Here is a 21,784-nt window from a genome sequence, read left to right as displayed (position 1 = left end):
CCCCGAACGACAACGGGCAAGGTCATCAAACACGAACTGCTGTGATCTGACCGCGGCGTCCGCGCGTGGTCTGCCGGTCGCGCCGACGAGGCAGGCTACGCCGCGCGGCGCGACGTGCATTTCGTGCTGTGACTGCCCCGAACGCCAACGGACAAGGTCATCAAAGTCGAGCACCCACCCCGCCGCGCCATCCATGTGATCTATATGAACTCGGCGGGTGGCTTCCCAGAACGAGACGCACAGCTGGAACCACGGGTGATCGGTCGTAGCGTCGTCCGTCGTCTGCTGGTCGCGGTCGCCGTGCGCGGCCAGCGTCACGTGCGCGTTGCCGCAGGCCGAGGTCGTGGGCGCCAATAGCGCCGGCAACAGTGCCGACAGCTCGACGAGCAGGACCACGCGGAGTTCGTAGGCTACGAGCCGGTGCAGGATTGCGGAGGTCGCCGGCAAGATCCCGGCAAGATCGGCCGCGAACGCGGTCCGCGCGCAGCCTACTACTGTGGGTAACTGACGCTTCGAGATCCTGTCCGGGTGGGCGCGACAAATGCCACACACCGTGCATACCGGGTGGACGATCGTCGCCGAGAGTAGTCACTATCGGTGAATGCTCGATGGCCGAATCCCCGGCAGTGGCGGTGCTGACCACACCGGTCCACTGGGTCGCATCCTGCACTTCGACGACATGGACGTGCCGTCCGACGTCGTCGACGCCCTGGCGCTGTCCAGCTTCGTCTCCGGCGATCAGCCGTGGGCGCGGACCAAGCGCCTGGACCGGGTACGCACCGATGCTTCCCTCCTCCCACCCGGCGCGAAGCTGGCCCGGGTCGCGGTCGACGAGGGCCGCGACGCGCGGTTGGCGATCGGCGAGGGCTGGACGGTCCGCGCGGTCCGCTGGCGCACCGGCGGCGCGTCGATCACGGTGACCGCCGTCACCGAGGAGCTGGCGGACTCGGTGCTGGCCGAATGCACGGCCGGCGCCACCGAACCCGCGGTAGTCGACACCGGCGAGGTCGAGATCGGCTTCTGGCACCAGTCGCAGATGGGCCCGACCCGTACCGCCCGCAACGTGGCCTGCGACGACTGGTCCACGATCCGCGACAACTACGAGAAGTCGGCCGGCGAGGCAATCGACCGCCTGGCCGACCTCACCCCCGCGACGGTGAACGGCCGCCTGCTGATCATGCACGGCAGCCCGGGCACCGGAAAGACCACCGCGCTCCGCGCACTGGCCCGCGCCTGGCGCGACTGGTGCCAGGTCGACCTGGTGATCGACCCGCAGCAGCTGTTCACGGACCCGGCCTATCTGGCCAAGGTCGCGGCCGGCGGCCCGACCGACAGCCGCCGCTGGCGCCTGCTGCTCCTGGAGGACAGCGACGACCTGATCCGCGCGGACGGCCTGACGACCAACACCCAGCAGCTGTCGCGCCTGCTCAACCTGACCGACGGCCTGCTCGGCCAGGGCGGCAACGTGATCGTCGCGGTGACCACCAACGAGAAGATCGGCCGCCTGCACCCCGCGGTGCTGCGCCCGGGCCGGTGCATGGCCCAGATCGAGGTCGGCCCCCTGCCGTACGAGCAGGCCACGGCCTGGCTCGGCAGCTCAACCGGCGTCGCCGCCTACGGCGCGACGCTCGCGGAACTGCTCGCCCTGCGCGACGGCAGGCCATCGGTGACCACACCCACAACGCCTGCTCCCAGCGGCTTCTACCTCTGACGAAGCAACCGCACCCCGCGGACCCCACCTCGGCGTGGCTCGACGCGCGGCCCAACTCGAGCGTGCCCACTCGCCGCGCGACCCGTGCCCACTCGCCGCACGACCGGGTCCGGCAACATGCCCGCGGCGTAGGCCGCGCGCCATCGTTGCGGGCTCGTCTGTGGCGTCGCACGAGCGATTGGGGATTGCAGGCGTCGCTAGCTTGGCTCGTCGGTCGGGACGTCCAGCTTCATCGCGTAGGCGTCGCGCAGGGAATCCCAGCCGTGGGCGCGGGCCTCGTTGCCGCGGATGGGGCCCACTGGGTTGCCCGCGAGTAGTCGGTCGGCGACGTCTAGACAGATGTGCCAGCCGGCGGCTACCTGGGGGATCCACGAGCGGTCGGCGACCGTGTGATGGAGAGTGAGGCGCGTGCCCGACTCGGTGCGTGTCAACTCCCAGCGGAGCAGATCGGTGCCCCAGCTGTAGGCCAGCGCGCGTTCCGGGTCGACCAGTGTCACCTCGACCGCCATGTCGACGTGTTCGTCGCCGTCGATCATCGTGAGGGTGGCCGGGCCGGTCGTATCCAGGTCGCGGTCGGCTGTGTAGGGCGCCCACTCGCCCAGGTCCGCAGGTTTGGTCAGCGCTCGCCACACGCGGGCCGTCGGGTGTGGGAAGTCGCGGATGAACACGAGCGTCCAGCGGCCGTCGGTCGCTTGTTCGGCGCGCGCGTCTGCCAGTGTGCTGGGTTCGTAGGTCTCCATCACTGCTCCATCGTGTCGAGATGGCGCGCCAACTTGTCGAGATGCTTCGTCCATAGTCGACGGTAGGGCGCCAGCCATTCGTCGAGCGCCGCGAACTGGGCCGGCTCGACGTGGTAGATGCGCTGTTGCGCCGCGCTGCGGGACGAGACGAAGCCCGCGTCGCGCAGCACCTTGAGGTGCTTCGACACCGTGGGCTGGCTGATCGTCAGCGCGGTGACCAGCTCGCCGACGCTGCGGTCGGCAACCCTCAGCTCGTCGAGGATGCGGCGGCGGGCCGGCTCGGCGAGCACCGCGAAGGCGTCAACAGGCACGTACCCAATATGGCTCTTCAGGCATATGCCTGTCAAGACATATGCGCACCTCACGCCGCGCCGCGCTGGTTCGCTCCGCGCCCGGGACCGCGCGCGGCTCGCGGCGGAGGCCGCGCGCACCCACTGCTGGTGCGGGTCAGCAGGCCCAAGGGATCGGACATCATCCCTCCTTTGTGGAGCGCCGCGGGAGCGACCGCGCACTGCCGCCGATGACGCCTCGCGACCACCTTGTTTCGCTCGTCGTCGGTCATGGATGCATCGTGGCGCAAGGGTGTGACAGAAAACCGCGCGGCGACTGCCGTCGCTGGTTATCCACAGCCTCTTTATCGCAGGCGACAGACCACCTGCCGCCTCGTTAGGCTCGGCGCCATGTCACGGGTGGTGGTAGTCAGCGGCGGCGGCACGGGCATCGGTCGAGCGGTGGCCGCATCCTGCGCCAAGGAAGGCGACACGGTGGTCATCGTCGGCCGGCGGGCCGAGGTGCTGGCCGCGACGGCGGATGAGATCGGCGCACACGCGATCGTCGCCGATGTGAGTGAGGTGGCCGGCGCGGAGCGGGTGGCGGCCGAGATCGGCGAGCGGCACGGGCGGGTCGACGTCCTGGTCAACAACGCCGGCGGCAACGCGGCGCTCGCGCTGTCCGACCCGGGCGGCGAGGCGAGTCCGGTCGCGCGGGCTTCGGCGGCCTGGATGGGCAACCTACGTGCCAACGTGCTGACCGCGGTGCACCTGACCGAGGCCCTCCGCGACCTCCTGGCTGTGAATGGCCGCGTCATCCTGCTCAGCTCGATCGCGGCCTTCCGCGGCTCGGGCTCCGGCTCCTACGGCGGCAGCAAGGCAGCGCTACATCCCTACGCGATCGACCTGGCGGCAGCGCTCGGCCCGCGAGGCATCACCGTCAACGTGGTGGCACCGGGCTACACGACGGAGACCGAGTTCTTCGGCGGCTCCATGACCGAGGAGCGCCACGAGATGCTGGTCGGCCAGGCCCTCAACAAACGCGCCGGCCACACCGACGACGTCGCCGCGACGATCCGTTGGCTGACCTCGCCCGACGCTGGCCACGTCACCGCACAGATCGTCCAGGTCAACGGAGGCGCCCTACCCGGCCGCTAGCGCGCGGCGACCAGCGCCTAGCGGCCGCCCGGGCGCGCCGCCCGGATCGCCCGGCTGTGCGCCGGCATGCCGGCCGCTGCGTCCGGCGCCGGCGCGCTGGCCCGCGCCCGGCGCGGGGCGGCCGCGGTCCGCTAGCAACCGCGCGATGAGCGGACGCCGGCGCTAGCGTCACAACGGGCTTTGCGGGATATGCCGCAGTCCGGGACAAGCAGCACGACGCAGCATCGGCTTGGCCGTGACCAGCGCCGCGGCCAGAGCCGGTCCCGCCGCTCAACGTAAGTCGCCACGGAGTCCGGGAGGCGTGTGGCGGCCAGGGATTGCCCGGACACCGGTGTCGTATCCGGGTGATGCCCGGGACGCCGCCAGGCGGCGCCTAGGCCCGCGGGCCGGGGCAAGGGACAAGGGCCCTAGTCCGGCGCTGCGCCCGGGGTCGCGTGCAGGACCGTGCCTGCCAGGGGCCGTGGCCTGGTTCGAGGCGACGAAAGCCGCCAGTTCCGCGACCCGCGGGAGGCGTGTGGTGGCCCGGCCACCTGTGTCATATCCGGGCGATCCGGGACGCCGCCAGGCGGCGCCGAGGCCCGTCGCGGGCCGCGGCAAGGGACAAGATCCCAGTCCGGGACCGCGCCTGCGGTCCCGGACTAGGACCGTGCCTGTCAGGGCCGTGGCCTGGTCCGAGGCGACGAACGCCGCCAGTTCCGCCACCCGCTGGAGGCGTGTGGTGGCCCGGGATTGCCCCGACACCGGTGTCGCATTCGGGTGATTCCGGAACGCCGCCAGGCAGCGCCCAGGCCCGTCGCGGGCCGCGGCAAGGGACGAGGTCCTAGTCCGGGACTGCGCCTGCGGTCGCGTTCAGGACCGTGCCTGTCAGGGCCGTGGCCTGGTCCGAGGCGACGAACGCCGCCAGTTCCGCGACCCGCGCGACGGTCAGTGGCCGGCCGAGTGGGCTGCCGGCGCCAGCGGCCTCGACCACATCCTCGAACGGGACGCCCAGCCGGGCCGCGGCGTCGCGCCACATGCGTTCGGTCAGCGAGCCCAGGCGGGTGGCCGTCTCCGGGATGCCGGCCAGGCGCAGACAGACCACCCGGGTGCCGCGTGGGCCGAGCTCCGCTCCCAGTTGTCGGGCCAGGGTCTCGACGGCCGCCGAGGCGCTGCTGAACGGGCCCGCCATCGCGACCGGGATCCGGGCCATCGGGACGGAGATCATGATGATCACGCCGTCGGTCATGTTCACCGCGGCGGCCTTGGCGATGTTGAACGCCGCCCGGGAGGCGTCGGCGATCGGCTGGATCACCGCGTCCGCACTCATCTCGATCAGCGGTAGGCCTTGGGCGCCGCCGTCGAGGCCGACGGCGTTGACGCAGATGTCGATCTTTCCGATCTGAGCCGCGTACGCGTTTACCTGCGCCTCGTCGAGCACATCCACCACCGCTGTCGCCGCCGGCTGGCGCCCTAAGGTGGCGATGTCGGCCGCCACCGCCTCCATCGCGGGCAAAGATCGGCCTGCCAACCGGACACTAGCGCCTTGACCAGCTAAAACACGGGCGATCTCGCCGCCGATCGCGCCTCCGCCGCCGTACACGATGGCCTTTTTCTGGTCGAGCATGAGCGTTCCTCCGAGCGCTATTCGTTTGATCCTCTCGCATTGACGCGACATTTCTGCCGATTACTCATCGCGGATGCCGCGCCGGGCACTCGTGGCCCTAAGGTCGTCCCATGAAGTTGCTCGTGACCGGCGGCGCCGGATATATCGGGTCCGTCGTCGTGCATCAACTGCTCGACGCCGGCCACACGGTCGAGGTCATCGACGACCTGTCGACCGGGCACGTCGGGTCGCTCCCCGGCGAGGTGATGCTGCACAAGCGCGACCTGCACGAGGTCGGCGAGGTGCTCACCCCGGGCGCCGGGTTCGACGGCGTGCTGCATTTCGCCGCCAAGATCGCCGCCGGTGAGTCCGTCGAGCGTCCGGAGCTGTACTGGCACACCAACGTCGCCGGGTCGCTCGCCCTGCTCGACGCGATGCGCCTCGCCGGCGTGCAGCGGTTGGTGTTCAGCTCGACCGCCGCCGTCTACGGCAACCCGAGCACGCTGCCGATCACCGAGCAGGCGCCGGTCGCGCCGACCAACCCGTACGGCTGGACCAAGCTCGCCGTCGACATGGCCATCGCCCACGCGGTCAAGGCTCATCAGCTCGGCGCGACCAGCCTGCGCTACTTCAACGTCGCGGGCGCGGCGCTCGACGGCGCGATCCCGCTCGGCGAGTGCCACGAGCCCGAGACCCACCTGATCCCGGCGGCCCTCGAGGTGGCGGCCGGCCTGCGCCCCAGCTTGCGGATCTTCGGTGGCGACTACCCGACCCGCGACGGCACGTGCGTGCGCGACTACATCCACATCGAGGATCTCGCCGCCGCGCACCTGCTCGCCCTGGAGGCGATCGATCCGGGCCGGCACAAGATCTACAACCTCGGCAACGGCAAGGGCTTCTCCAACCTGCAGATCGTCGACATGGTGCGCCAGGTGACCGGCGCCGAGGTGAAGGTCTCACCGGCTCCGCGGCGTGCCGGCGACCCGGCTACGCTCATCGCGTCGTCGGTCCGGGCGCGCGCTGAGCTGGGCTGGGTCGCCGCGAAGCCCGACCTGGCATCGATCGTGGGGGACGCATGGGCCTACTTCCAGACGCGCCGCATCGCCGGCTCAACCGGCTGACCGGCGAGTGGGTCCTGGTCTCACCGCACCGCACGGCCCGCCCATGGCAGGGCCAGGTCGAGGAGACGACACCTGAGACGCGCCCCGAGTACGACCCGTCGTGCTACCTGTGCCCCGGCAACACCCGGGCCGGCGGCGTCGAGACCCCGGTGTACGACTCCACCTACGTCTTCGACAACGACTTCGCCGCCCTGCTGCCCGACGCGTCGGGCGGCGGAGTCGACGACGGTCCGCTCGTCGCCAGCCCGGAACGGGGCATCTGCCGGGTCGTCTGCTTCTCGCCCCGGCATGACCTGACGCTCGGCGGCATGTCCCAGCCCGCGCTGCGGACCGTGGTCGACACCTGGGCCGAGCAGACGTCGTCCCTGGGCGCCATCGACTGGGTCGGGCACGTCCAGGTCTTCGAGAACCGCGGCGCGATGATGGGTGCCAGCAACCCGCACCCGCACGGCCAGATCTGGGCGACCGAGAGTGTGCCGAACGAGCCGGCGAAGGAGATCACGCAGCAGGCGGCGTACGACGGGGATTGCCTGCTCTGCGACTATCTGGCCGCTGAGCTCAAGAACGGCGCGCGGGTCATCGACAGCAACGACCACTTCGTCTCGCTGGTGCCGTTCTGGGCGGTGTGGCCGTTCGAGACGATGGTGCTGCCGCGCCCGCATCACGGGTCACTGACCGATCTCGACGGCGCCGCCCGCGACGGGCTGGCCGACATCCTCGGAAAGGTCACCCGGCGGTACGACCGGTTGTTCGGCATCACGTTCCCGTACTCGATGGGCTTCCACCAGCGCCCCACCGACGGCGGCGACCACCCGAAAGCGCACCTGCACGCGCACTTCTATCCGCCGCTGCTGCGGTCGGCGACGGTCCGCAAGTTCATGGTCGGTTTCGAGTTGCTGGCCCAGCCGCAGCGGGACATCACGCCGGAGATCGCCGCGCAGCGGCTGCGGGACCTCGACAACGATTGATTTTCACCCCGCGCGGGTATTTGCCCGCCGTGGGGCTCACGGCCGAGGAGCGCGACCGGCTGCGGTCGAACGCGGAGCGGGCGACCGCGTCGAGCGGTGTCATCGTGTTGGTGCTGCTGCTCTTCTTCGGCGCGCTGGCCGCGATGTTCGCCGCACGCGGCGGGGTGGGCGAGTTGCCGCTGCCGTGGAACGTGCTCGTGGCCTTGCTCCCGTTCGTCGTCTTCGCCGCGCTGCTCACGCCGTTGCTGATCCGCGTCCGACGCCGCGGCGACGTCCCGCTGGTCGAGGGCGCCGACTCCGCGACCCGCGAAGCGGCGGTCCGGGCGATCCAGGCCGGTTCGACGGACGATCCGCGGATCGACGACCTGGTCGTCGACATGCGCGATCGGGGAATGGCCCGGCGGCTCGGGTTCACCGCGGTGACGCAGGTGGTCGCGGCGCTCGCGTTCGTGACGGCCGCGGTCATCGCGGGCGAACTGGTCGCTCGGCTTCTGCTTCTCGGTGCGGCGGTGGGCACGCTGACCGCCGCCGGCCTGCTGTTGCGGCGGAGGCGGCGGCTACTGGCCTACCGCGCCGGCACGACGCCGTCAGCCGGACCGCCGGCCGCTGCGAAGGGCGATTGACAGCGGCCGGCGGGGATCCGGTGTGCCGTCAGCTCGCGTACACCTCCAGCTCGGACAGCTGGCCCGCGGGCCATCCGGTGTTCCCGGTGAAGTTGACCCGGACGTACCGGGTCGACGTCGCCGAGAAGGTGACGGTCACCGCGTTGCCCGTCGCCGGGTTGAAGACACGGCCAGCGGAACCGGCGAGAGTGCTCCACGACGAGCCGTTGGTGCTGCCCTGGATCGACAGCGTCTGGGTGCGGGTCTGCCAGGCGGCCTGCGGCGGGAGCTTCAGCACGACCCGGCCGACCGACGTCGCCGTGCCGAGATCGACCTGGACCCATTGCGGGAACGCGTTGTTGGGGCTCTCCCAGTAGGTGTTGGCGTTGCCGTCGACGACGTTGCCGGAGCCGTAGGTCTGCGTGTGTCCGCTTTCGGCGGTGGGCCGACCGATCGCCAGGTTGGTGTTGGCCGGGGGCGCGTCGGTGGTCACCGTGACCACATTGGACGGGGTGGACAGGTTGCCGGCTCCGTCGCGGGCCACGACCGAGAAGGTGTAGCTGGTGTTCGGGTTCAGACCGGTCACGGTGTGCGACGTGCCGCTCGGCGACCCGACCACCGTCGCGCCCTGCCGCACGTCGTAGCCGATCACGCCGACGTCGTCGGTCGAAGGCGTCCACGACAACGAGACCGTCGTGGTGGTCTTGCCGGTCACGGTGAGGTTGCCCGGCGGGGTGGGCGGGCTGCCGGGTTCGCTGGTTCCGCCGTACACCTCGAACTGCGAGACCTGCGCGGCCGGCCAGCCGGTGTTGCCGGAGATCGTCAGACGCACGTAGCGGGCCGTCGAGGCGAGCACCGTCAGCGTCGCCGTGTTGGCCGAGGCGGGGTTGAAGGTCACCCCTGCGCTGGGCGCGAGCGTCGTCCACTGCGAGCCGTCGGTGCTGCCTTGGACCAGGATCGTCTGTGTGCGCGTCTCCCAGCCCGATGGCAGCTTCAGCACGACGCGATTGACCAGCACCGCGGTGCCGAGGTCGACCTGGAGCCACTGTGGGAACGCGTTGTTGGCGCTCTCCCAGTAGCTGCCGACGTTGGTGTCGACGGCGTTGCCGGCGACGAAGCCGCCGTTCTGTGAGCTGGCGGAGGTGGGCTTGTTGAGTGCGAGGTTGCCGGTCGGCGGGTCGGGCGGGCCCCCGCCGGTGGTGGGCTGGGTGGGCCGGTTCGGGGTCAGGGCGAGCTGGCCCTTGAGCATCCGGCCGCCGTCGGCGGTGATCCGCAGGTAGTAGTCGGACGAGCAGAAGGTGCCGTCCTCGTCGAGTGCCCGGATGTTGGCGCCCGCCGGCGTCGTGGCCTGGGTCTCCGACGTCTTGGCGATCTGGTTGCCCTCGTTGTATTCGTCGAACATCGAGACGTAGAGACCGGCGGACCCCAGCCGGATCATGTTGTAGAAGTGGCGCCAGTAGAAGTCGCCGTGTCGGCGGTGCCCGGATGACAGGTCGCCCGGCATCACACACGGCTGGTAGTCGATGCCGTTGGCGTCGCAGTCGGCCTTGTCGGGGACGTTGACGTTGTTGTAGAAGGAGTCGAGGCCGGCCAGGTCGCCGGTGCGGCCGACCATCCACGGCGAGATCATGTTGAAGGCGTGGTAGACCTCGGAGAACCCGGCGCGGGAGTCGTTGATGCCCTGCCGCCAGTAGGTGGGCACGCCGCCGATCACGTAACAGCCCTGCGCCTTGAACCAGTTGACGACGTCGAGGCAGGGTGCGGGTGCGAACGGGCGGCCGTCGTCGTTGAAGCCGAAGCCCCAGATGCAGACGACGGGCTTGCCGTTCTGCCGGGCGTACGCGGACGAGGCCGTGTGCGCCGACATCTTGCTGGTCCAGTCGGTCTTGATCTGCGACTGCATGCTCGTCCAGCTCGTGACGTCGTACATGATGTAGAACTTGCGGCCGTATTTCTCCGCCGCCGCGCGTACCTTCTGCGCCATCGCGTCGCGGGTCGGGCCCTCGTCGCCGAACGGGTTGAACCGCTGCAGGGCGGCGGTGTCACAGCCGTACTGCTGCATCCACTTGAAATGGGTGTCGACGGTCTGGTCGTCGTAGGAGGAGAACAGCTGCGCGGGCTGCCCGTTGCCGAGGTTGGGGTACGCGGTCGTGTAGCCGCGGATGTACTCGCGCATGTCCGGCCAGGACACGATCGTGGTGTTGCCGGGCGACGGCGGCTGGAAGCGGTCACGGCTCCAGTGCCACCAGCCGCCGATCGGCGCACCGTCGCCCGGGCAGGCGAACCAGCCCTGGTAGCCGACCGAGATCTTGCCGACGACGTCGCCGGGCGGGCTGGCCGCGCTGGCCGGGCTGGCCAGGACGGCGGCCAGTTCGGTGGTGGAGACAGCGGCCAGGGCGGACCCGGCCGCCACTGAGGTCACGAATCTTCGGCGCGAGACAGCCATGTCTGCCGCTCCTTGGGGGTCGGGACGGGATCGACGGTCATCGTGCCAGGACGCGACACACGCACGCAATAGTCGTACTCATGATTGAAATATCTCGACAGCAGACTGCTTGGTTTTCTACGATCTTTCGCATGTCCGATGTCCTCGTGGAGGCGGCCGGCCTCGTCAAGCGTTACCCGCCCCGCGACCGCCATGGGACGCCGTTCACGGCGGTCGATGGCATCGACTTCACACTGCGACGGGGCGAGTCGTTCGGCTTCCTCGGCCCCAACGGCGCCGGCAAGTCGTCGACGATGCGGATGATCGCCTGCGTTTCGCCGCCGACCGCCGGCACGCTGCGGGTCCTGGGCATGGACCCGCTCACGGCGGGGCGGCAGATCCGGGCCCGGCTGGGCGTGGTGCCGCAGGATGACGCGCTCGACCGCGAGCTCACCGTGCTGGAGAACCTGCTGATCTACGGCAGGTACTTCGGGCTGCCCAAGCCGGAGATCGCCGCCCGCAGTGCGCAGTTGCTGGAGTTCGCACAGCTCGCCGATCGCGGTCGCGAGCGGGTCGACGCACTCAGCGGCGGCATGCGCCGGCGGCTCACGATCGCCCGGTCGCTGATCAACGAACCGGAGATCCTGCTGCTCGACGAGCCCACGACCGGGCTCGACCCGCAGGCCCGGCACGTGCTGTGGGACCGGTTGTTCCGGCTCAAACAGCAGGGCGTCAGCTTGATCTTGACCACCCACTACATGGACGAGGCCGAACAGCTCTGCGACCGGCTGATCGTGATGGACAAGGGCCGCATCGTCGCGCAGGGCTCGCCGGCCGAGCTGATCGCTCGACACTCCACAAAGGAGGTGCTCGAACTGCGTTTCGAGATCGGCGAGCAGGACAAGGGGGTGGCCAAGCTGCGGGATGCGGCGATCCGCGACCGGCTCGAAGAGCTGCCCGACCGGGTCCTCTGGTATACCGCAGAGGGCGAGGCCGCGCTCGCGGTCGTCCACCAGCTCGGCCTGCGGCCGGCGACCGCGATGGTGCGCCGCGCCAGTCTCGAGGACGTGTTCCTGGCGCTCACCGGCCGGACGTTGGTGGACTGAGTGGCGACCGCCGACGCGATGGCCCTGCGCGCCTACCAGTACTGGATCCTGCGCTACCGCCGCACCTGGCGCGGCACCGTAGTGATCAGCATCGCGAACCCGCTGCTGTTCCTGGTCGCGATCGGTGTCGGCCTCGGCCGGCTGGTCGGGCCGGACTCCGCTGCGCTTGGCGGCGTCGACTACTTGACGTTCTTCGCACCCGGGATCCTGGCGGCGGCCGCGATGCAGAACGGCATCGTGGAAGCGGCGTTCCCGGTGGCGGTGAACCGCGGCCCCGGCGGTGCCTACCCGGTGGCCGCCGGCACGCCGCTGGAGCCCGAGGACATCCTGCACGGTCATCTCCTCTTCATGGCGTCGCGGGTGGCGCTGAGTGCCGTCGTGTTCGTGGCGGTGATGGTCGCGTTCGGCGCGGCACGCTCGCCGCTGGTGCTGCTGGCGTTGCCGGCGGCCGCGCTGACGGCGCTGGCGTTCGCGCTGCCGTCCGCGGCCTGGGCGGTGACGCTGCCCGACGTGCGGCCGGTGATGGGCATCTTCAAGTGGGTGGTGATGCCGCTCTACCTGTTCTCCGGCACGTTCTTCGCCGTCGAGCAGCTGCCGGCCATCGTGCGGCCGCTCGTCTACGCCACCCCGCTGTGGCACGGCGTCGACCTGTGCCGGTCGCTGAGCCTCGGCACGGTGACGTGGCCACTGGCGGCGGTGCACGTCGGCTATCTCGGCGCGCTCTGTGGCGTCGGCTACCTGGTGGCGCGCCGGACGTACCGGCGAGCACTGCACGCGTGAACGGAGCATGAACCGTGTCGTCCGCCCACCTGATCGTCGTGCGCCACCTCTGGGTGCTGCGCCACGGCCGGCCGTGGAACCTCGTCGTCAACGGCATCTTCGAGCCCTTCCTCTATCTCCTGTCCGTGGGTGTCGGCATCGGTCAGCTGGTCAGCGGCGACTCCGGAGCTGCCGGCTATGCCGCGTTCGTGGCACCGGCGCTGCTCGCCACCTCGGCGATGAACAGCGCGATCAACGAGACGACCAGCAACGTCTGGTTCCGGGTCCGGTTCGACAAGGTCTACGACGCGATCGTCACCACGCCGATGCGGATCGGCGACATCGCGCTCGGTGAGATCGCCGCGTCGGTGCTGCGCAGCACGCTGTCGTCGAGCTGTTTCTTCGTGGTCATCGCCCTCCTCGGGATGGTGCACTCCTGGTGGGCGGTGCTCGCTGTGCCGGCGGCTGTCTTGATCGCCTACGCGTTCTCGGCCGCCGGCCTGGCCGCCGCCACCTACATCCGCGAGCCGCACCATCACCAGTACCTGCAGCTGGTCATGCTCCCGATGTTCCTGTTCGCGACCACCTTCTATCCGTTGTCGATCTATCCACCGGTGCTGCAGGTGCTGGTCTCGGCGCTGCCGCTCTACCAGAGCATCGAGCTCATGCGCGGTCTGACCACGGGCCACCTCGGCGCCGGGATGCTCGCCGCCGCCGCATACCTCCTGGTCATGGGCGTCGGCTCGACCTGGCTGGCTCGACGGCGCCTGTCGCTCCTGTTGCTGAGCTGACCGTTACCTGCCCGAGCGGTTCGCCCTGTTGCCGATCGTGGACGGTGACGGTAGGACATAGAGACGCATGCTGATCCGGGAGGGGCAATGAAGCTCGGAAAGATCGCAGTCGTCGCCGTCGTGGCCGCGGCAGGACTGGTGGCGCCGGGCTCCAGCCCGGCGCTCGCTCATGGTGGCGGCGAGCCACCCAAGGAACCCACAGCCGTCGGTTATGGCGGCGCTGTCTCGACGGTCGACCCCACCGCCACCGCGGTCGGTCTCGACGTGCTCCGCCGCGGCGGCAACGCCGTCGACGCCGCCGTCGCGGCAGCCGCGACCCTTGGCGTCACCGAACCGTTCTCCGCCGGCATCGGCGGCGGCGGATTCTTCGTCTACTACGACGCCAAGACGCGGCGGGTCCACACGATCGACGGTCGCGAGTCGGCGCCAAGCGCGATGGGCGAGGACGCGTTCCTCAAGTCCGACGGCACCCCGATCGCGTTCCAGGAGGCACGGGTCAGCGGCATCTCGGCCGGCGTACCCGGGACTCTGTTGACCTGGAAGGAAGCCCTGCGCAAGTGGGGCTCGCGGTCGCTGCCCGCGGCCCTGGCCCCGGCGGCGGACGTCGCGCAGCGCGGCTTCACCGTCGACGCCACGTTCCGCCAGCAGATCGCGGACAACTCCGCCCAGTTCGCGCAGTTCGGCTCCACCCGCGACCTGTACCTGCCGGGCGGGCAGCCGCCGACGGTCGGCTCGCGCTTCCGCAACCCCGACCTGGCCGATACGTACCGGGAGATCGCCCGGCACGGCACCGACACCTTCTACGAGGGCCGGATCGCCCGCGACATCGTGGCGACCGTGCAGCACCCGCCAGTCGCCGCCGACCCCGCGGTGCCGTGGGCGTTCGAGATCCGTCCAGGCGGCATGACGCTGAACGACCTTGCCCGGTATGACGTCCGGTTCCCGGCGCCGACGCGCTCCGACTACCGCGGATACACGGTCTATGGCATGTCGACGCCGTCGAGCGGCGGCGTGGCGGTGGGCGAGGCGCTCAACATCCTGGAACGGTTCGACCTGTCCGGCATGAGCGCGGTCGACGCCCTGCACCACTACCTCGAGGCCAGCGCGTTGTCGTTCGCCGACCGCAACCGGTATGTGGGCGCCGACACCTCGCAGCGGCTGCTCGACGAACTGCTGCGCGACCGGTACGCCGCCGAACGCGCCTGCCTGATCGACCCCGCGAAGGCGTTCGCCAAGCCCGTGGCGCCCGGCAACCCCGACGGCCGCTACGGCGAGTGCGCGACCTCGGCCGCCGCAGCCGAGGGCAACCCCGGCCAGAGCACCACCAACCTCACCGTTGCCGACAAGTGGGGCAACATCGTCGAGTACACCCTCACCATCGAGCAGACCGGCGGCAACGCGATGGTGGTGCCTGGCCGCGGCTTCCTGCTCAACAACGAGATGACCGACTTCACCTTCATCCAGACCCCGGGCGCGCCGCCCGACCCGAACCTCCCCGCTCCGGGCAAGCGGCCGCGCTCGTCGATGTCGCCGACGATCGTCTTCGACGACGGCAAGCCGTTCCTGGCGCTGGGCACCCCGGGCGGCGCGACGATCATCACCACCGTGCTGCAGATGATCGTCAACCGCATCGACCTCGGGATGACCCTGCCAGAGGCGATGGCCGCACCCCGCGCGTCGCAACGCAACAGTGCGGCGCCACAGGCAGAGCCCGCGTTCATCACCGCTTACGGCACCGACCTGGCCGCACTCGGGCAACCCACGTTCGCCAGCACGGCTGAGCTCGGTGCTGCCACGGCGATCGAGTTCACCCGCAACGGTGGCATGGTCGCCACTGCCGAGCCGGTCCGCCGTGGTGGCGGCGCGGCGGGCGTCGTACGCACCGGAAAGTCGCACTGAGTCCTCCCCGCGTAGTCACCGCGGACGCGGCGGCGGCCGAACATTCGGTCGTCGCCGCGTCCGTTGTGGTCGGTGGCCAGTGTCGACCCGATGACGGACCCTAGGACGGGGTTATCCACAGGCAGCGAGTTATCCACAGGCCGCTTGCGGGTCGTTCTCCGCCCAGCGCCGACCTCTACACTGGCCGCACGGACAGTCACGCCCGCCGATGCGCTGGTTGCGCTGCCCGCCTTGACAGCGACACGGGCGGTGAGATGAAGCAGATCAAGGACCGACGCTCGCTCGCGCGGTGGTTCGCCGCGGCGACGGCCGTTCTCATGGTCGCGACGCTGCCGCTGCTCGCCACGCCCGCGCACGCCGACACGGTGCGGTCGTTGTCCTGGCATCTCGACACGCTCCGGATCGCCCGCGCCCAACAGATCACCAAGGGCGCCGGCGTGACGGTGGTCGTCGTCGACAGCGGCGTCCAAGCGAACAACCAGGATCTCGTCGGCCAGGTCGTGGCTGGCAAGGGTTTCGCCCCCGGAACCGCCGGTGACGGCCGCACCGACCCTGATCAGCAGGTAAGCCACGGCACCGGCATGGCGAGCCTGATCGCGGGGCGTGGCGGTGGTCAGCAGCGCATGCTCGGCATCGCCCCGCAGGCCAGGATCATGCCGGTCGCGGTGGGCGACGACACCAGGACGATGACCGAGGCGATCCGGTGGGCGGCAGATCAGAAGCCCGGGGTCATCAGCATCTCGATGGGCACGACGTCGCCCCTGGAATCGGCCGAGCTCGACGACGCCATCACGTACGCGCAACAACACGACGTCGTCGTGGTCGCCAGCGCCGGCAACGAGGGCACCGACCTGCGACAGCTCGCCCGGCACCCCGGGGTGGTCTCGGTCGGCGCGGTGGACCGCAAAGGCGGAGTGTGGGAGAACTCCAGTCGAGGCCCCGAGCTCGCGGTTGCCGCACCGGGCGTCGACGTGATCATGTCGGTCAACACCGGCAACGGGTACGGCGTCGGCAGCGGCACCAGCCAGTCCGCCGCGATCACGTCCGGAGTCGTCGCTCTGATCCGCGCCGAGTTTCCCGACCTCGACGCCGCCAACGTCGTCAACCGGCTGATCAAGACAGCGATTGACAAGGGCGACAAGGGTCGCGACAGCCTCTACGGGTTCGGCATCATCGATCCGGTGCGGGCGTTGACCGCCGACGTCCCACGCGTCGACGCCAACCCGCTCGGCGCCGCGGCTCCACTACCTGACGACACCGCACGCGGCCGGTCCGCGGACGAAAGCGGCGATGGCGGCTCAGGCTTGGGCATCAGGTTCACCAATCCGGTCGGACTGCTGGTGTACGGCCTGGGCTGCCTGGCCGTGGTGGCAGCGATCGTGGTGCTGATCGTCTGGTCCAACCGCCGGCGCCGGCGGGGCGCGTTGCCGGGTGCGCCTGCCGGTCAGCGGCCAGGACCCCCGTGGGCTGGACCACCGCCGACGGGCTACGGGCAGCAGGGCCACTATCCGCCGCCGCCGCAACAGCCGAACTACGGGCCACCACCACAGCAGCCGGTGTACGGACCGCCACCGCCCCAGCCGACATACGGTCCGCCGTCGCAGCAACCCGGGCAGCCCGGTCAGCCGCCAGACGCGCAGCGGCAACCGCCGTTGTCGGGTGAACGGTAGGGTACGCATTGACGTCCGGCACCAGCAACGGCCGCCGAGACCTGGGGAGAAGCAATGGGGGAGAAGTTCGAGTCCGGCAACAAGGAACTCGACGGACAGGTTGAGAGCTGGAAGCGGATCGACCAGAACACTGTGGAGATCCAGCTCAAGGACGGCTCGGTGATGACGGTCGACAACAACGGCGACCGGCTGCACGCCGAATGGGACCGACCGTTCGATTTCGACATGCGCCTCGACCAGGCCAACGTCGGCACGTCGCGGCCTGATGTCGCGCCGAAAGGGCTGACCGAGTCGGCGCCGGACGCCAAGACAGGCGTCGACCTCGAGTCGCTCGAGGCCACACAGGAATGGCTACGCGAGCGAGCCGCTTATCTCAGCCGGCTGTACTGGGCGATGCCGGCACTCCTCGAGAAGATCGACGGGCCGCCGAGCGCGATGTACCCGGCCATCGGCGGGTTCAAGGGCGCCACCGCGATCCAAGGCAAGCACACCACGCTCTACACCTCATTCCGCGCGGGCCTCAAGAACATCGTCGAGCAGTTGCGCGACACCGCCGATGCGCTCGGCAAGATCAAGGAAAACTACGCGGCGGCCGAAGACCGGAACGCGCTCACCGCGCAACAGTGGCAGACGATTTTCGGCAAGGCAGCTGAGAAGCAGCACCAGATCTAGCGATCTGTCGGGGGAGGAAGAGCAGATGGAAACGGACTGGACGACCATGGTCAACCAGGTCGTCATCGCCGGGCGTCCCGCTGACGTCGAGGACGCCGCGCTCGGTTGGCAGGAGCTGATCGGCAACGTACGCGATGTCTGCACCTCCCTGGAGCGCGACATCAAGGGCATCGACGCGTTCTGGACGGGCAAGGCAGCCGACGCGTTCGCCGAGCGGGTCAAGACCGTCAGCCAGGATCTGAAGAAGCTCCCCGACAGCGCCGCGCCCGACGGTGCCACCGGCATCGTCGACACACTCCGCACCGCCGCGCAGGATCTCCAAGCCGCGCAGGCGGCGATGCCGGTCCCGGCGAGCATGCTCGGCGAGCTCATGGCCGCACGCGACGCGCGCATCTCCATCGGTCCCGGCGTGCTCGAAGTCGAGTTGAAGGCCAACGTCTTCGACAACGCCCCGATGAGTGCCCTCGGCTGGATCGGTGACCAGTTCCGCAAGTTGCTCACGGACGTCGAGAGCGACGCACGCGAGGCGTACGACACGGTCAGCAGGCAGCACGAGTCAGCAGCCGAACGAGCGCCCGACGCCGCCGTGACGGCCGGCGGCTTCACCCCCGAAGTCAAATCCCCGGAACTCGGCGGCGTCCCCGGCGGTGGCGGCGGTGGCGTTCCCAACCTCGGTGGTGCCGGCGGCGGTGGCGGCGTCGGCGGTCTCGACCTGCCCAAACCCGGTGGCACCGGCGTCGGCAACATGCCTGGCCTGCTCGACGGCTCGCCGATCGGCAAGCCCACCGGTCCGGACCTCGGCGAGTTCGAGCCAGGGTCCGGCCTGGCGGGTGCAGGCGGCGGCCTGACCACGTCTCCGGGCCTCGGCACCGGCGGTCTCGGCACGGGCGGGCTAGGCGGAGGCGGCTTGGGCACGGGCGGCCTCGGCGGCGGCGCCGGGCTCGGCAGCGGCGGCATCGGCGCGGGCGGCCTTGGCCGCATCCCGGGCGGCGGCTCGCTGGGCAAGCCGGTCGCGCCGTCCATCGCCCCGATGGGCGGCGGCCTGGCGGGCCGGGGCGGCGCGGGCAGCGGGCGCGGCGGCACCGGCCGGCTCGGCGCCGGCGGAGCTGCCGGCATCGGCGGAGTCGGCGCGGGCGCGGCCGGCGCCGGGCGAGGCGGTGCCCGCGGCGGCGGCATGGCCGGCATCGGCGGCGTCGGAGCGGGCGCGGGCGCCGGCCCGGGCAAGGGCGCCGCCGCCAAGCTTGGCGCCGGTCGCGGGGCAGGGTTCGTCGGTGGTCCGGGTGGGTCTCACGGGCACGGGGACGAAGACGAGTACGACAGCTGGCTCTACGAGGACGACAACGTGTGGAACGACGGCAACGACGCCCCACCGCCGCCGGTCCTCGGCAACTGACCAGACGAGCGTCGCCGGTGTCCCCTGAAGGCGAGACCACGGCCCGTCGGAACGGACCGGCTGAGTCGGTGGTCACCACAACCGGCGCCGCTGGTCCCGCACGGACTTCGGCCGGACCAAGCAGCGTCTCGGGTGGTCCCGGGTCATGGTGGACGATGACGACCTCCGCGACGTTGCGCCAGAACCAGCGCCGGCTCTGGTCTCCCGCCAGGCGATGGACCGCGACGACGTTGCGCGCGGCGACTGGTCGGCGACGCTCGCCGACCAATCGACGGACCCTGACTACGTTGCGTGAAGCCGTGGACCGGCGACGTTCGCTCGCCACCCGATGGACTGCGACCTTCCGCGCGGCCGCCGGTCGACGAGCCTCGCTTGCCACCCTATGGACCGCGACATTGCACGCGACCGCGAGCCAGCGACCCTCCCTCACCACCCGATCGACCGCAACGTTGCACGCGACCACCAGCCAGCGACCCTCCCTCACCACCCGATCGACCGCGACGTTGCACGCGACCACCAGCCAGCGACCCTCCCTCACCACCCGATCGACCGCGACGATGCTTCGCGCAGCTGCCGGTCGGTGGCGCTCGCTCGCCACGCGATGGAGTGCGATGGCCTCTGCGGCCGCCTTGGTGGGCTCTGTTGTCGCGGTCGGTGCGGTCGCGCCTGGTGCTGCGGCCTCCGTCGTGGGGCGGGTGCCGTCGTGTGGGCCCGATGTGGGCGAGCCGATGACCGCGCAGCCGTGGCCCTTGCAGCAGTTGCGGCCCGACCTTGCCTGGCCGATCAGCGAGGGTGCGGGGATCACTGTCGCGGTGATCGATTCGGGTGTGTCAGCGACGCATCCGGCGCTCGAAGGCAAAGTGCTCGAGGGTCGCGACTTCGTCGACGCGTCGGCGAAGGGGCAGTGTGACGAGGTGGCGCACGGCACGCTGGTTGCCGGCGTGATCGCGGGCCGGCAGCCCGAGAAATCGGTGTTCAGCGGGATCGCGCCGAAGGCGTCGATTCTGCCGGTCCGGGTGCTGCGGGATCTCCAGAAGGACTTCGACCCGAACACGTCCGGGGACATCGCGACGGCGATCAAGTGGGCCGCGGACCAGGACGTCGACGTGATCAACCTGTCGCTCACCACCGACCCGACGGGGGCGTTGGAGAACGCGATCGAGTACGCGCTCGACCGCGATGTCGTGGTGGTGGCCGCGGCTGGCAATGACGGCGGGAGCAACGGCAACGAGCAGACTGCCTACCCGGCGGCCTATGAAGGCGTGATCGCCGTCGCGGGGATCGACAAGGAGGGGCATCACGTCGACACCTCGACGTCGGGGCCCTATGTGGACGTCGCCGCTCCCGGGGCTGAGGTTGCGGGGCCGATGCCGCGTGGCGACGGGTACGCGCAGTTCAAGGACGGCGGGACGAGCTTCGCGGCCGCGTACGTGTCCGGGCTCGCGGCGTTGATCCGGTCCGCGGACCCGAAGCTCAAGCCCGCGCAGGTCGCGGAGCGCATCCGCGCGACCGCCGATCATCCGCCGGAGGGGCGCAACAACCAGGTGGGGTACGGGATGATCAACCCTTACCGCGCCCTGACGGCGATCGCCGGGGCCGTGAAGCCATCGCCCGCACCGCTGGCGCTCACCCCGGTGACGCTGCCCAAGGACCCGATGGCCGACACGCGGAGGATCGCGACCTGGACGGCGGCCACGCTGGCAGGCCTGGCGTTGGTGATCGCGCTCAGTGCCGCGGTGATCCGGCGCACTCGACGCCGCGGCGTTCTCGGCGAGGCTGCGATCGGGGCACCGGCGCGCCGCGCGCCGAACCCCCGCCAGCCGGCGGCGGACGGTCAGCCGTCCACATCGGTCAAAGCGCCGAAGGTACGGCGCCGAAACACCGCTCCTGGCCCAGGCAGCCCCGCCGGGGTGCCAGGTCCGGGCGGCCAGGGCGCCGCCGCTTCTGCGCGGACCGCTGCCGCACAGCCACCCGGGCAGCGTCAGCAACCGCTGGGCTGGCAACCCGGTGCGGGGCGACCGCATGCGGCGCAACCGCACCAAGTGGGCGGGACTCCCGACTACGGCGGACGGGCCCAGGTGCCGCCCCCCTGATCGCCAAAATGGTTCGACCACGAGCGTGCTGAACGGGCAGGTGGGCCACAGCAACGATTCGCAGTCACCGTCCCTCGCGATTCGACAGATCGCCAAGTCGTGGCGGTGGGAAGCGGAGTCGGGTGAAGCCGCTGTGATAGCCGTCGGGACCAGGACGCACCGGGTGAATGCCACATGGTCGACTTTGGTCGCCGGTTGATCGCGGCTGCTCGGGTAGGTGATGGCTCCCAGATCATGGAGTTGAGTGAGGCCGCTGTGATAGCCGTCAGAACCACGACGCACCGGTGAACGCCACACGGTCGACTTTGGTCGCCGGTTGATCGCGGCTGCTCGGGTAAGTGATGGCTCCCCCATCATGCAGTTCCCGTGGAGGCAAACGGCTGAACGCCGCTTCGACGCTTCGGCGATGGGTTGAGAGCAAGCCGAGACGCCCACCGCGCCGTCACCTACGACGACGAGGACGCTCGTCCGCCTTCGCGTCGGCACCGCAAGCGGCGGCGACGGTGAGGGCCGCCACCAAAAGAACTGGCGAGGCAAAGACGTCCCTCCGCAAGGCGCTGCCGCGGCAGGCAGTCATCCCGTTGCTGCTGCCGTTGACGCTCGGCTTGCAAGACCACCAACGTGCGGCCGGCCGGCGGCGCGTGGCGCCCGCCATCAACTGCGGGCGGGTGAGGCCCGAGCGTGAGGCTCGCGAAGCGTGCTGGCGCACCTGCGGTGTGGACGTCGTCAGCGGCGTGGGCTGGCCGACCGGGGGCCGGCCCGGTCTGGCCGACCGGGGGCCGGCCCGGTCTGGCCGACCGGGGGCCGGCCCGGTTTGGCGGGCCC

At 70.5% G+C, this 21,784-nt stretch carries 19 protein-coding genes; 14 read left to right on the top strand and 5 right to left on the bottom strand.

Annotation, left to right across the window (positions count from 1 at the left end; all coding sequences use genetic code 11):
• A partial coding sequence (locus Air01nite_RS37030; protein ID WP_203708071.1) for a hypothetical protein occupies nt 1-396 on the bottom strand: 396 nt, incomplete at its 3' end.
• Nucleotides 397-601: 205 nt separating this feature from the next.
• On the opposite strand from Air01nite_RS37030, the gene Air01nite_RS37025 reads away from it, so the two are divergent.
• Nucleotides 602-1,711 carry a DUF5925 domain-containing protein gene (locus Air01nite_RS37025; protein ID WP_203708070.1) on the top strand — a complete coding sequence of 370 codons (1,110 nt, stop codon included), beginning with the start codon at nt 602-604 and terminating at the stop codon, nt 1,709-1,711.
• 197 nt (nt 1,712-1,908) lie between these two features.
• Here Air01nite_RS37025 and Air01nite_RS37020 read toward each other — a convergent pair whose 3' ends face one another.
• Together Air01nite_RS37020 and Air01nite_RS37015 are read right to left on the bottom strand one after the other, a co-directional pair.
• Complete coding sequence (locus Air01nite_RS37020) at nt 1,909-2,451, bottom strand: SRPBCC family protein (protein ID WP_203708069.1); 543 nt, start codon at nt 2,449-2,451, stop codon at nt 1,909-1,911.
• A complete protein-coding gene (locus Air01nite_RS37015; protein WP_203708068.1) occupies nt 2,451-2,762 on the bottom strand; it encodes an ArsR/SmtB family transcription factor in 312 nt (103 codons plus the stop codon). Before Air01nite_RS37015 ends, Air01nite_RS37020 begins: the two co-directional genes overlap by 1 nt.
• 369 nt (nt 2,763-3,131) lie before the next feature.
• Here Air01nite_RS37015 and Air01nite_RS37010 point away from each other — a divergent pair, with 369 nt between their 5' ends.
• Nucleotides 3,132-3,878, top strand: coding sequence for an SDR family NAD(P)-dependent oxidoreductase (locus Air01nite_RS37010; protein WP_203708067.1), 747 nt, complete (start codon nt 3,132-3,134; stop codon nt 3,876-3,878).
• Between the two features lie 820 nt (nt 3,879-4,698).
• On the opposite strand, the gene Air01nite_RS37005 is transcribed toward Air01nite_RS37010, so the two are convergent.
• Nucleotides 4,699-5,481 (bottom strand): SDR family NAD(P)-dependent oxidoreductase, encoded by a 783-nt coding sequence (locus tag Air01nite_RS37005; RefSeq protein WP_203708066.1) that lies wholly within the window; start codon nt 5,479-5,481, stop codon nt 4,699-4,701.
• A gap of 110 nt (nt 5,482-5,591) precedes the next feature.
• Between Air01nite_RS37005 and galE the strand changes: the two genes are divergently transcribed.
• The 3 genes from galE to Air01nite_RS36990 are packed head-to-tail and all read left to right on the top strand — an operon-like array spanning nt 5,592 to nt 8,172.
• The gene (gene galE / locus Air01nite_RS37000) at nt 5,592-6,581 is read left to right on the top strand and encodes a UDP-glucose 4-epimerase GalE (protein ID WP_203708065.1); all 990 of its coding nucleotides are present in this window, start codon (nt 5,592-5,594) and stop codon (nt 6,579-6,581) included.
• On the top strand, nt 6,536-7,549 hold the full coding sequence (locus Air01nite_RS36995) for a UDP-glucose--hexose-1-phosphate uridylyltransferase (RefSeq protein WP_203708064.1): 1,014 nt from the start codon (nt 6,536-6,538) through the stop codon (nt 7,547-7,549). The genes galE and Air01nite_RS36995 overlap by 46 nt, the downstream gene beginning before the upstream one ends.
• A 29-nt stretch (nt 7,550-7,578) precedes the next feature.
• Entirely contained in the window at nt 7,579-8,172 is a 594-nt protein-coding gene (locus tag Air01nite_RS36990; RefSeq protein ID WP_203708063.1) for a hypothetical protein, read from the top strand.
• Between the two features lie 28 nt (nt 8,173-8,200).
• Here Air01nite_RS36990 and Air01nite_RS36985 read toward each other — a convergent pair whose 3' ends face one another.
• Nucleotides 8,201-10,597 (bottom strand): galactose-binding domain-containing protein, encoded by a 2,397-nt coding sequence (locus Air01nite_RS36985; protein ID WP_203708062.1) that lies wholly within the window; start codon nt 10,595-10,597, stop codon nt 8,201-8,203.
• Between the two features lie 131 nt (nt 10,598-10,728).
• On the opposite strand from Air01nite_RS36985, the gene Air01nite_RS36980 reads away from it, so the two are divergent.
• The 9 genes from Air01nite_RS36980 (at nt 10,729) to mycP (ending at nt 20,959) form a co-directional block, all read left to right on the top strand.
• On the top strand, nt 10,729-11,682 hold the full coding sequence (locus Air01nite_RS36980; protein WP_203708061.1) for an ABC transporter ATP-binding protein: 954 nt from the start codon (nt 10,729-10,731) through the stop codon (nt 11,680-11,682).
• Nucleotides 11,683-12,462 carry an ABC transporter permease gene (locus Air01nite_RS36975; RefSeq protein WP_203708060.1) on the top strand — a complete coding sequence of 260 codons (780 nt, stop codon included), beginning with the start codon at nt 11,683-11,685 and terminating at the stop codon, nt 12,460-12,462. It abuts the gene before it with no gap.
• A gap of 14 nt (nt 12,463-12,476) precedes the next feature.
• Nucleotides 12,477-13,232 carry an ABC transporter permease gene (locus tag Air01nite_RS36970; RefSeq protein WP_203708059.1) on the top strand — a complete coding sequence of 252 codons (756 nt, stop codon included), beginning with the start codon at nt 12,477-12,479 and terminating at the stop codon, nt 13,230-13,232.
• A gap of 87 nt (nt 13,233-13,319) precedes the next feature.
• On the top strand, nt 13,320-15,131 hold the full coding sequence (ggt, locus tag Air01nite_RS36965; protein WP_203708058.1) for a gamma-glutamyltransferase: 1,812 nt from the start codon (nt 13,320-13,322) through the stop codon (nt 15,129-15,131).
• A 254-nt stretch (nt 15,132-15,385) separates the two neighbouring features.
• Nucleotides 15,386-16,801: a S8 family serine peptidase gene (locus Air01nite_RS36960; protein WP_203708057.1), complete on the top strand. Its 1,416-nt coding sequence runs from the start codon at nt 15,386-15,388 to the stop codon at nt 16,799-16,801.
• Between the two features lie 132 nt (nt 16,802-16,933).
• Nucleotides 16,934-17,473, top strand: coding sequence for a hypothetical protein (locus Air01nite_RS36955; protein ID WP_203708056.1), 540 nt, complete (start codon nt 16,934-16,936; stop codon nt 17,471-17,473).
• Between the two features lie 25 nt (nt 17,474-17,498).
• A complete protein-coding gene (locus Air01nite_RS36950) occupies nt 17,499-18,866 on the top strand; it encodes a WXG100 family type VII secretion target (RefSeq protein ID WP_203708055.1) in 1,368 nt (455 codons plus the stop codon).
• 145 nt (nt 18,867-19,011) lie between these two features.
• Nucleotides 19,012-19,161, top strand: a complete 150-nt coding sequence (locus Air01nite_RS36945; RefSeq protein ID WP_203708054.1) for a hypothetical protein — start codon at nt 19,012-19,014, stop codon at nt 19,159-19,161.
• 208 nt (nt 19,162-19,369) lie between these two features.
• Nucleotides 19,370-20,959 carry a type VII secretion-associated serine protease mycosin gene (gene mycP / locus Air01nite_RS36940; RefSeq protein ID WP_203708053.1) on the top strand — a complete coding sequence of 530 codons (1,590 nt, stop codon included), beginning with the start codon at nt 19,370-19,372 and terminating at the stop codon, nt 20,957-20,959.
• The last annotated feature ends 825 nt before the right edge of the window (nt 20,960-21,784 follow it).

The sequence above is a fragment of the Asanoa iriomotensis genome (assembly GCF_016862515.1).
In the GTDB taxonomy this organism is placed as follows: domain Bacteria; phylum Actinomycetota; class Actinomycetes; order Mycobacteriales; family Micromonosporaceae; genus Asanoa; species Asanoa iriomotensis.
This window is presented reverse-complemented; position numbering and strand designations above follow the sequence as displayed.

Coding starts and splice junctions, on each gene's coding strand:
- Air01nite_RS37010 (WP_203708067.1), top strand. CDS start 3,132: ATGTCACGGGTGGTGGTAGTCAGCGGCGGCGGCACGGGCATCGGTCGA.
- Air01nite_RS36950 (WP_203708055.1), top strand. CDS start 17,499: ATGGAAACGGACTGGACGACCATGGTCAACCAGGTCGTCATCGCCGGG.
- Air01nite_RS37025 (WP_203708070.1), top strand. CDS start 602: ATGCTCGATGGCCGAATCCCCGGCAGTGGCGGTGCTGACCACACCGGT.
- Air01nite_RS37020 (WP_203708069.1), bottom strand. CDS start 2,451: ATGGAGACCTACGAACCCAGCACACTGGCAGACGCGCGCGCCGAACAA.
- ggt (WP_203708058.1), top strand. CDS start 13,320: ATGAAGCTCGGAAAGATCGCAGTCGTCGCCGTCGTGGCCGCGGCAGGA.
- Air01nite_RS36960 (WP_203708057.1), top strand. CDS start 15,386: ATGAAGCAGATCAAGGACCGACGCTCGCTCGCGCGGTGGTTCGCCGCG.
- Air01nite_RS36995 (WP_203708064.1), top strand. CDS start 6,536: ATGGGCCTACTTCCAGACGCGCCGCATCGCCGGCTCAACCGGCTGACC.
- Air01nite_RS37005 (WP_203708066.1), bottom strand. CDS start 5,481: ATGCTCGACCAGAAAAAGGCCATCGTGTACGGCGGCGGAGGCGCGATC.
- Air01nite_RS36980 (WP_203708061.1), top strand. CDS start 10,729: ATGTCCGATGTCCTCGTGGAGGCGGCCGGCCTCGTCAAGCGTTACCCG.
- galE (WP_203708065.1), top strand. CDS start 5,592: ATGAAGTTGCTCGTGACCGGCGGCGCCGGATATATCGGGTCCGTCGTC.
- Air01nite_RS36985 (WP_203708062.1), bottom strand. CDS start 10,597: ATGGCTGTCTCGCGCCGAAGATTCGTGACCTCAGTGGCGGCCGGGTCC.
- Air01nite_RS36945 (WP_203708054.1), top strand. CDS start 19,012: ATGGTGGACGATGACGACCTCCGCGACGTTGCGCCAGAACCAGCGCCG.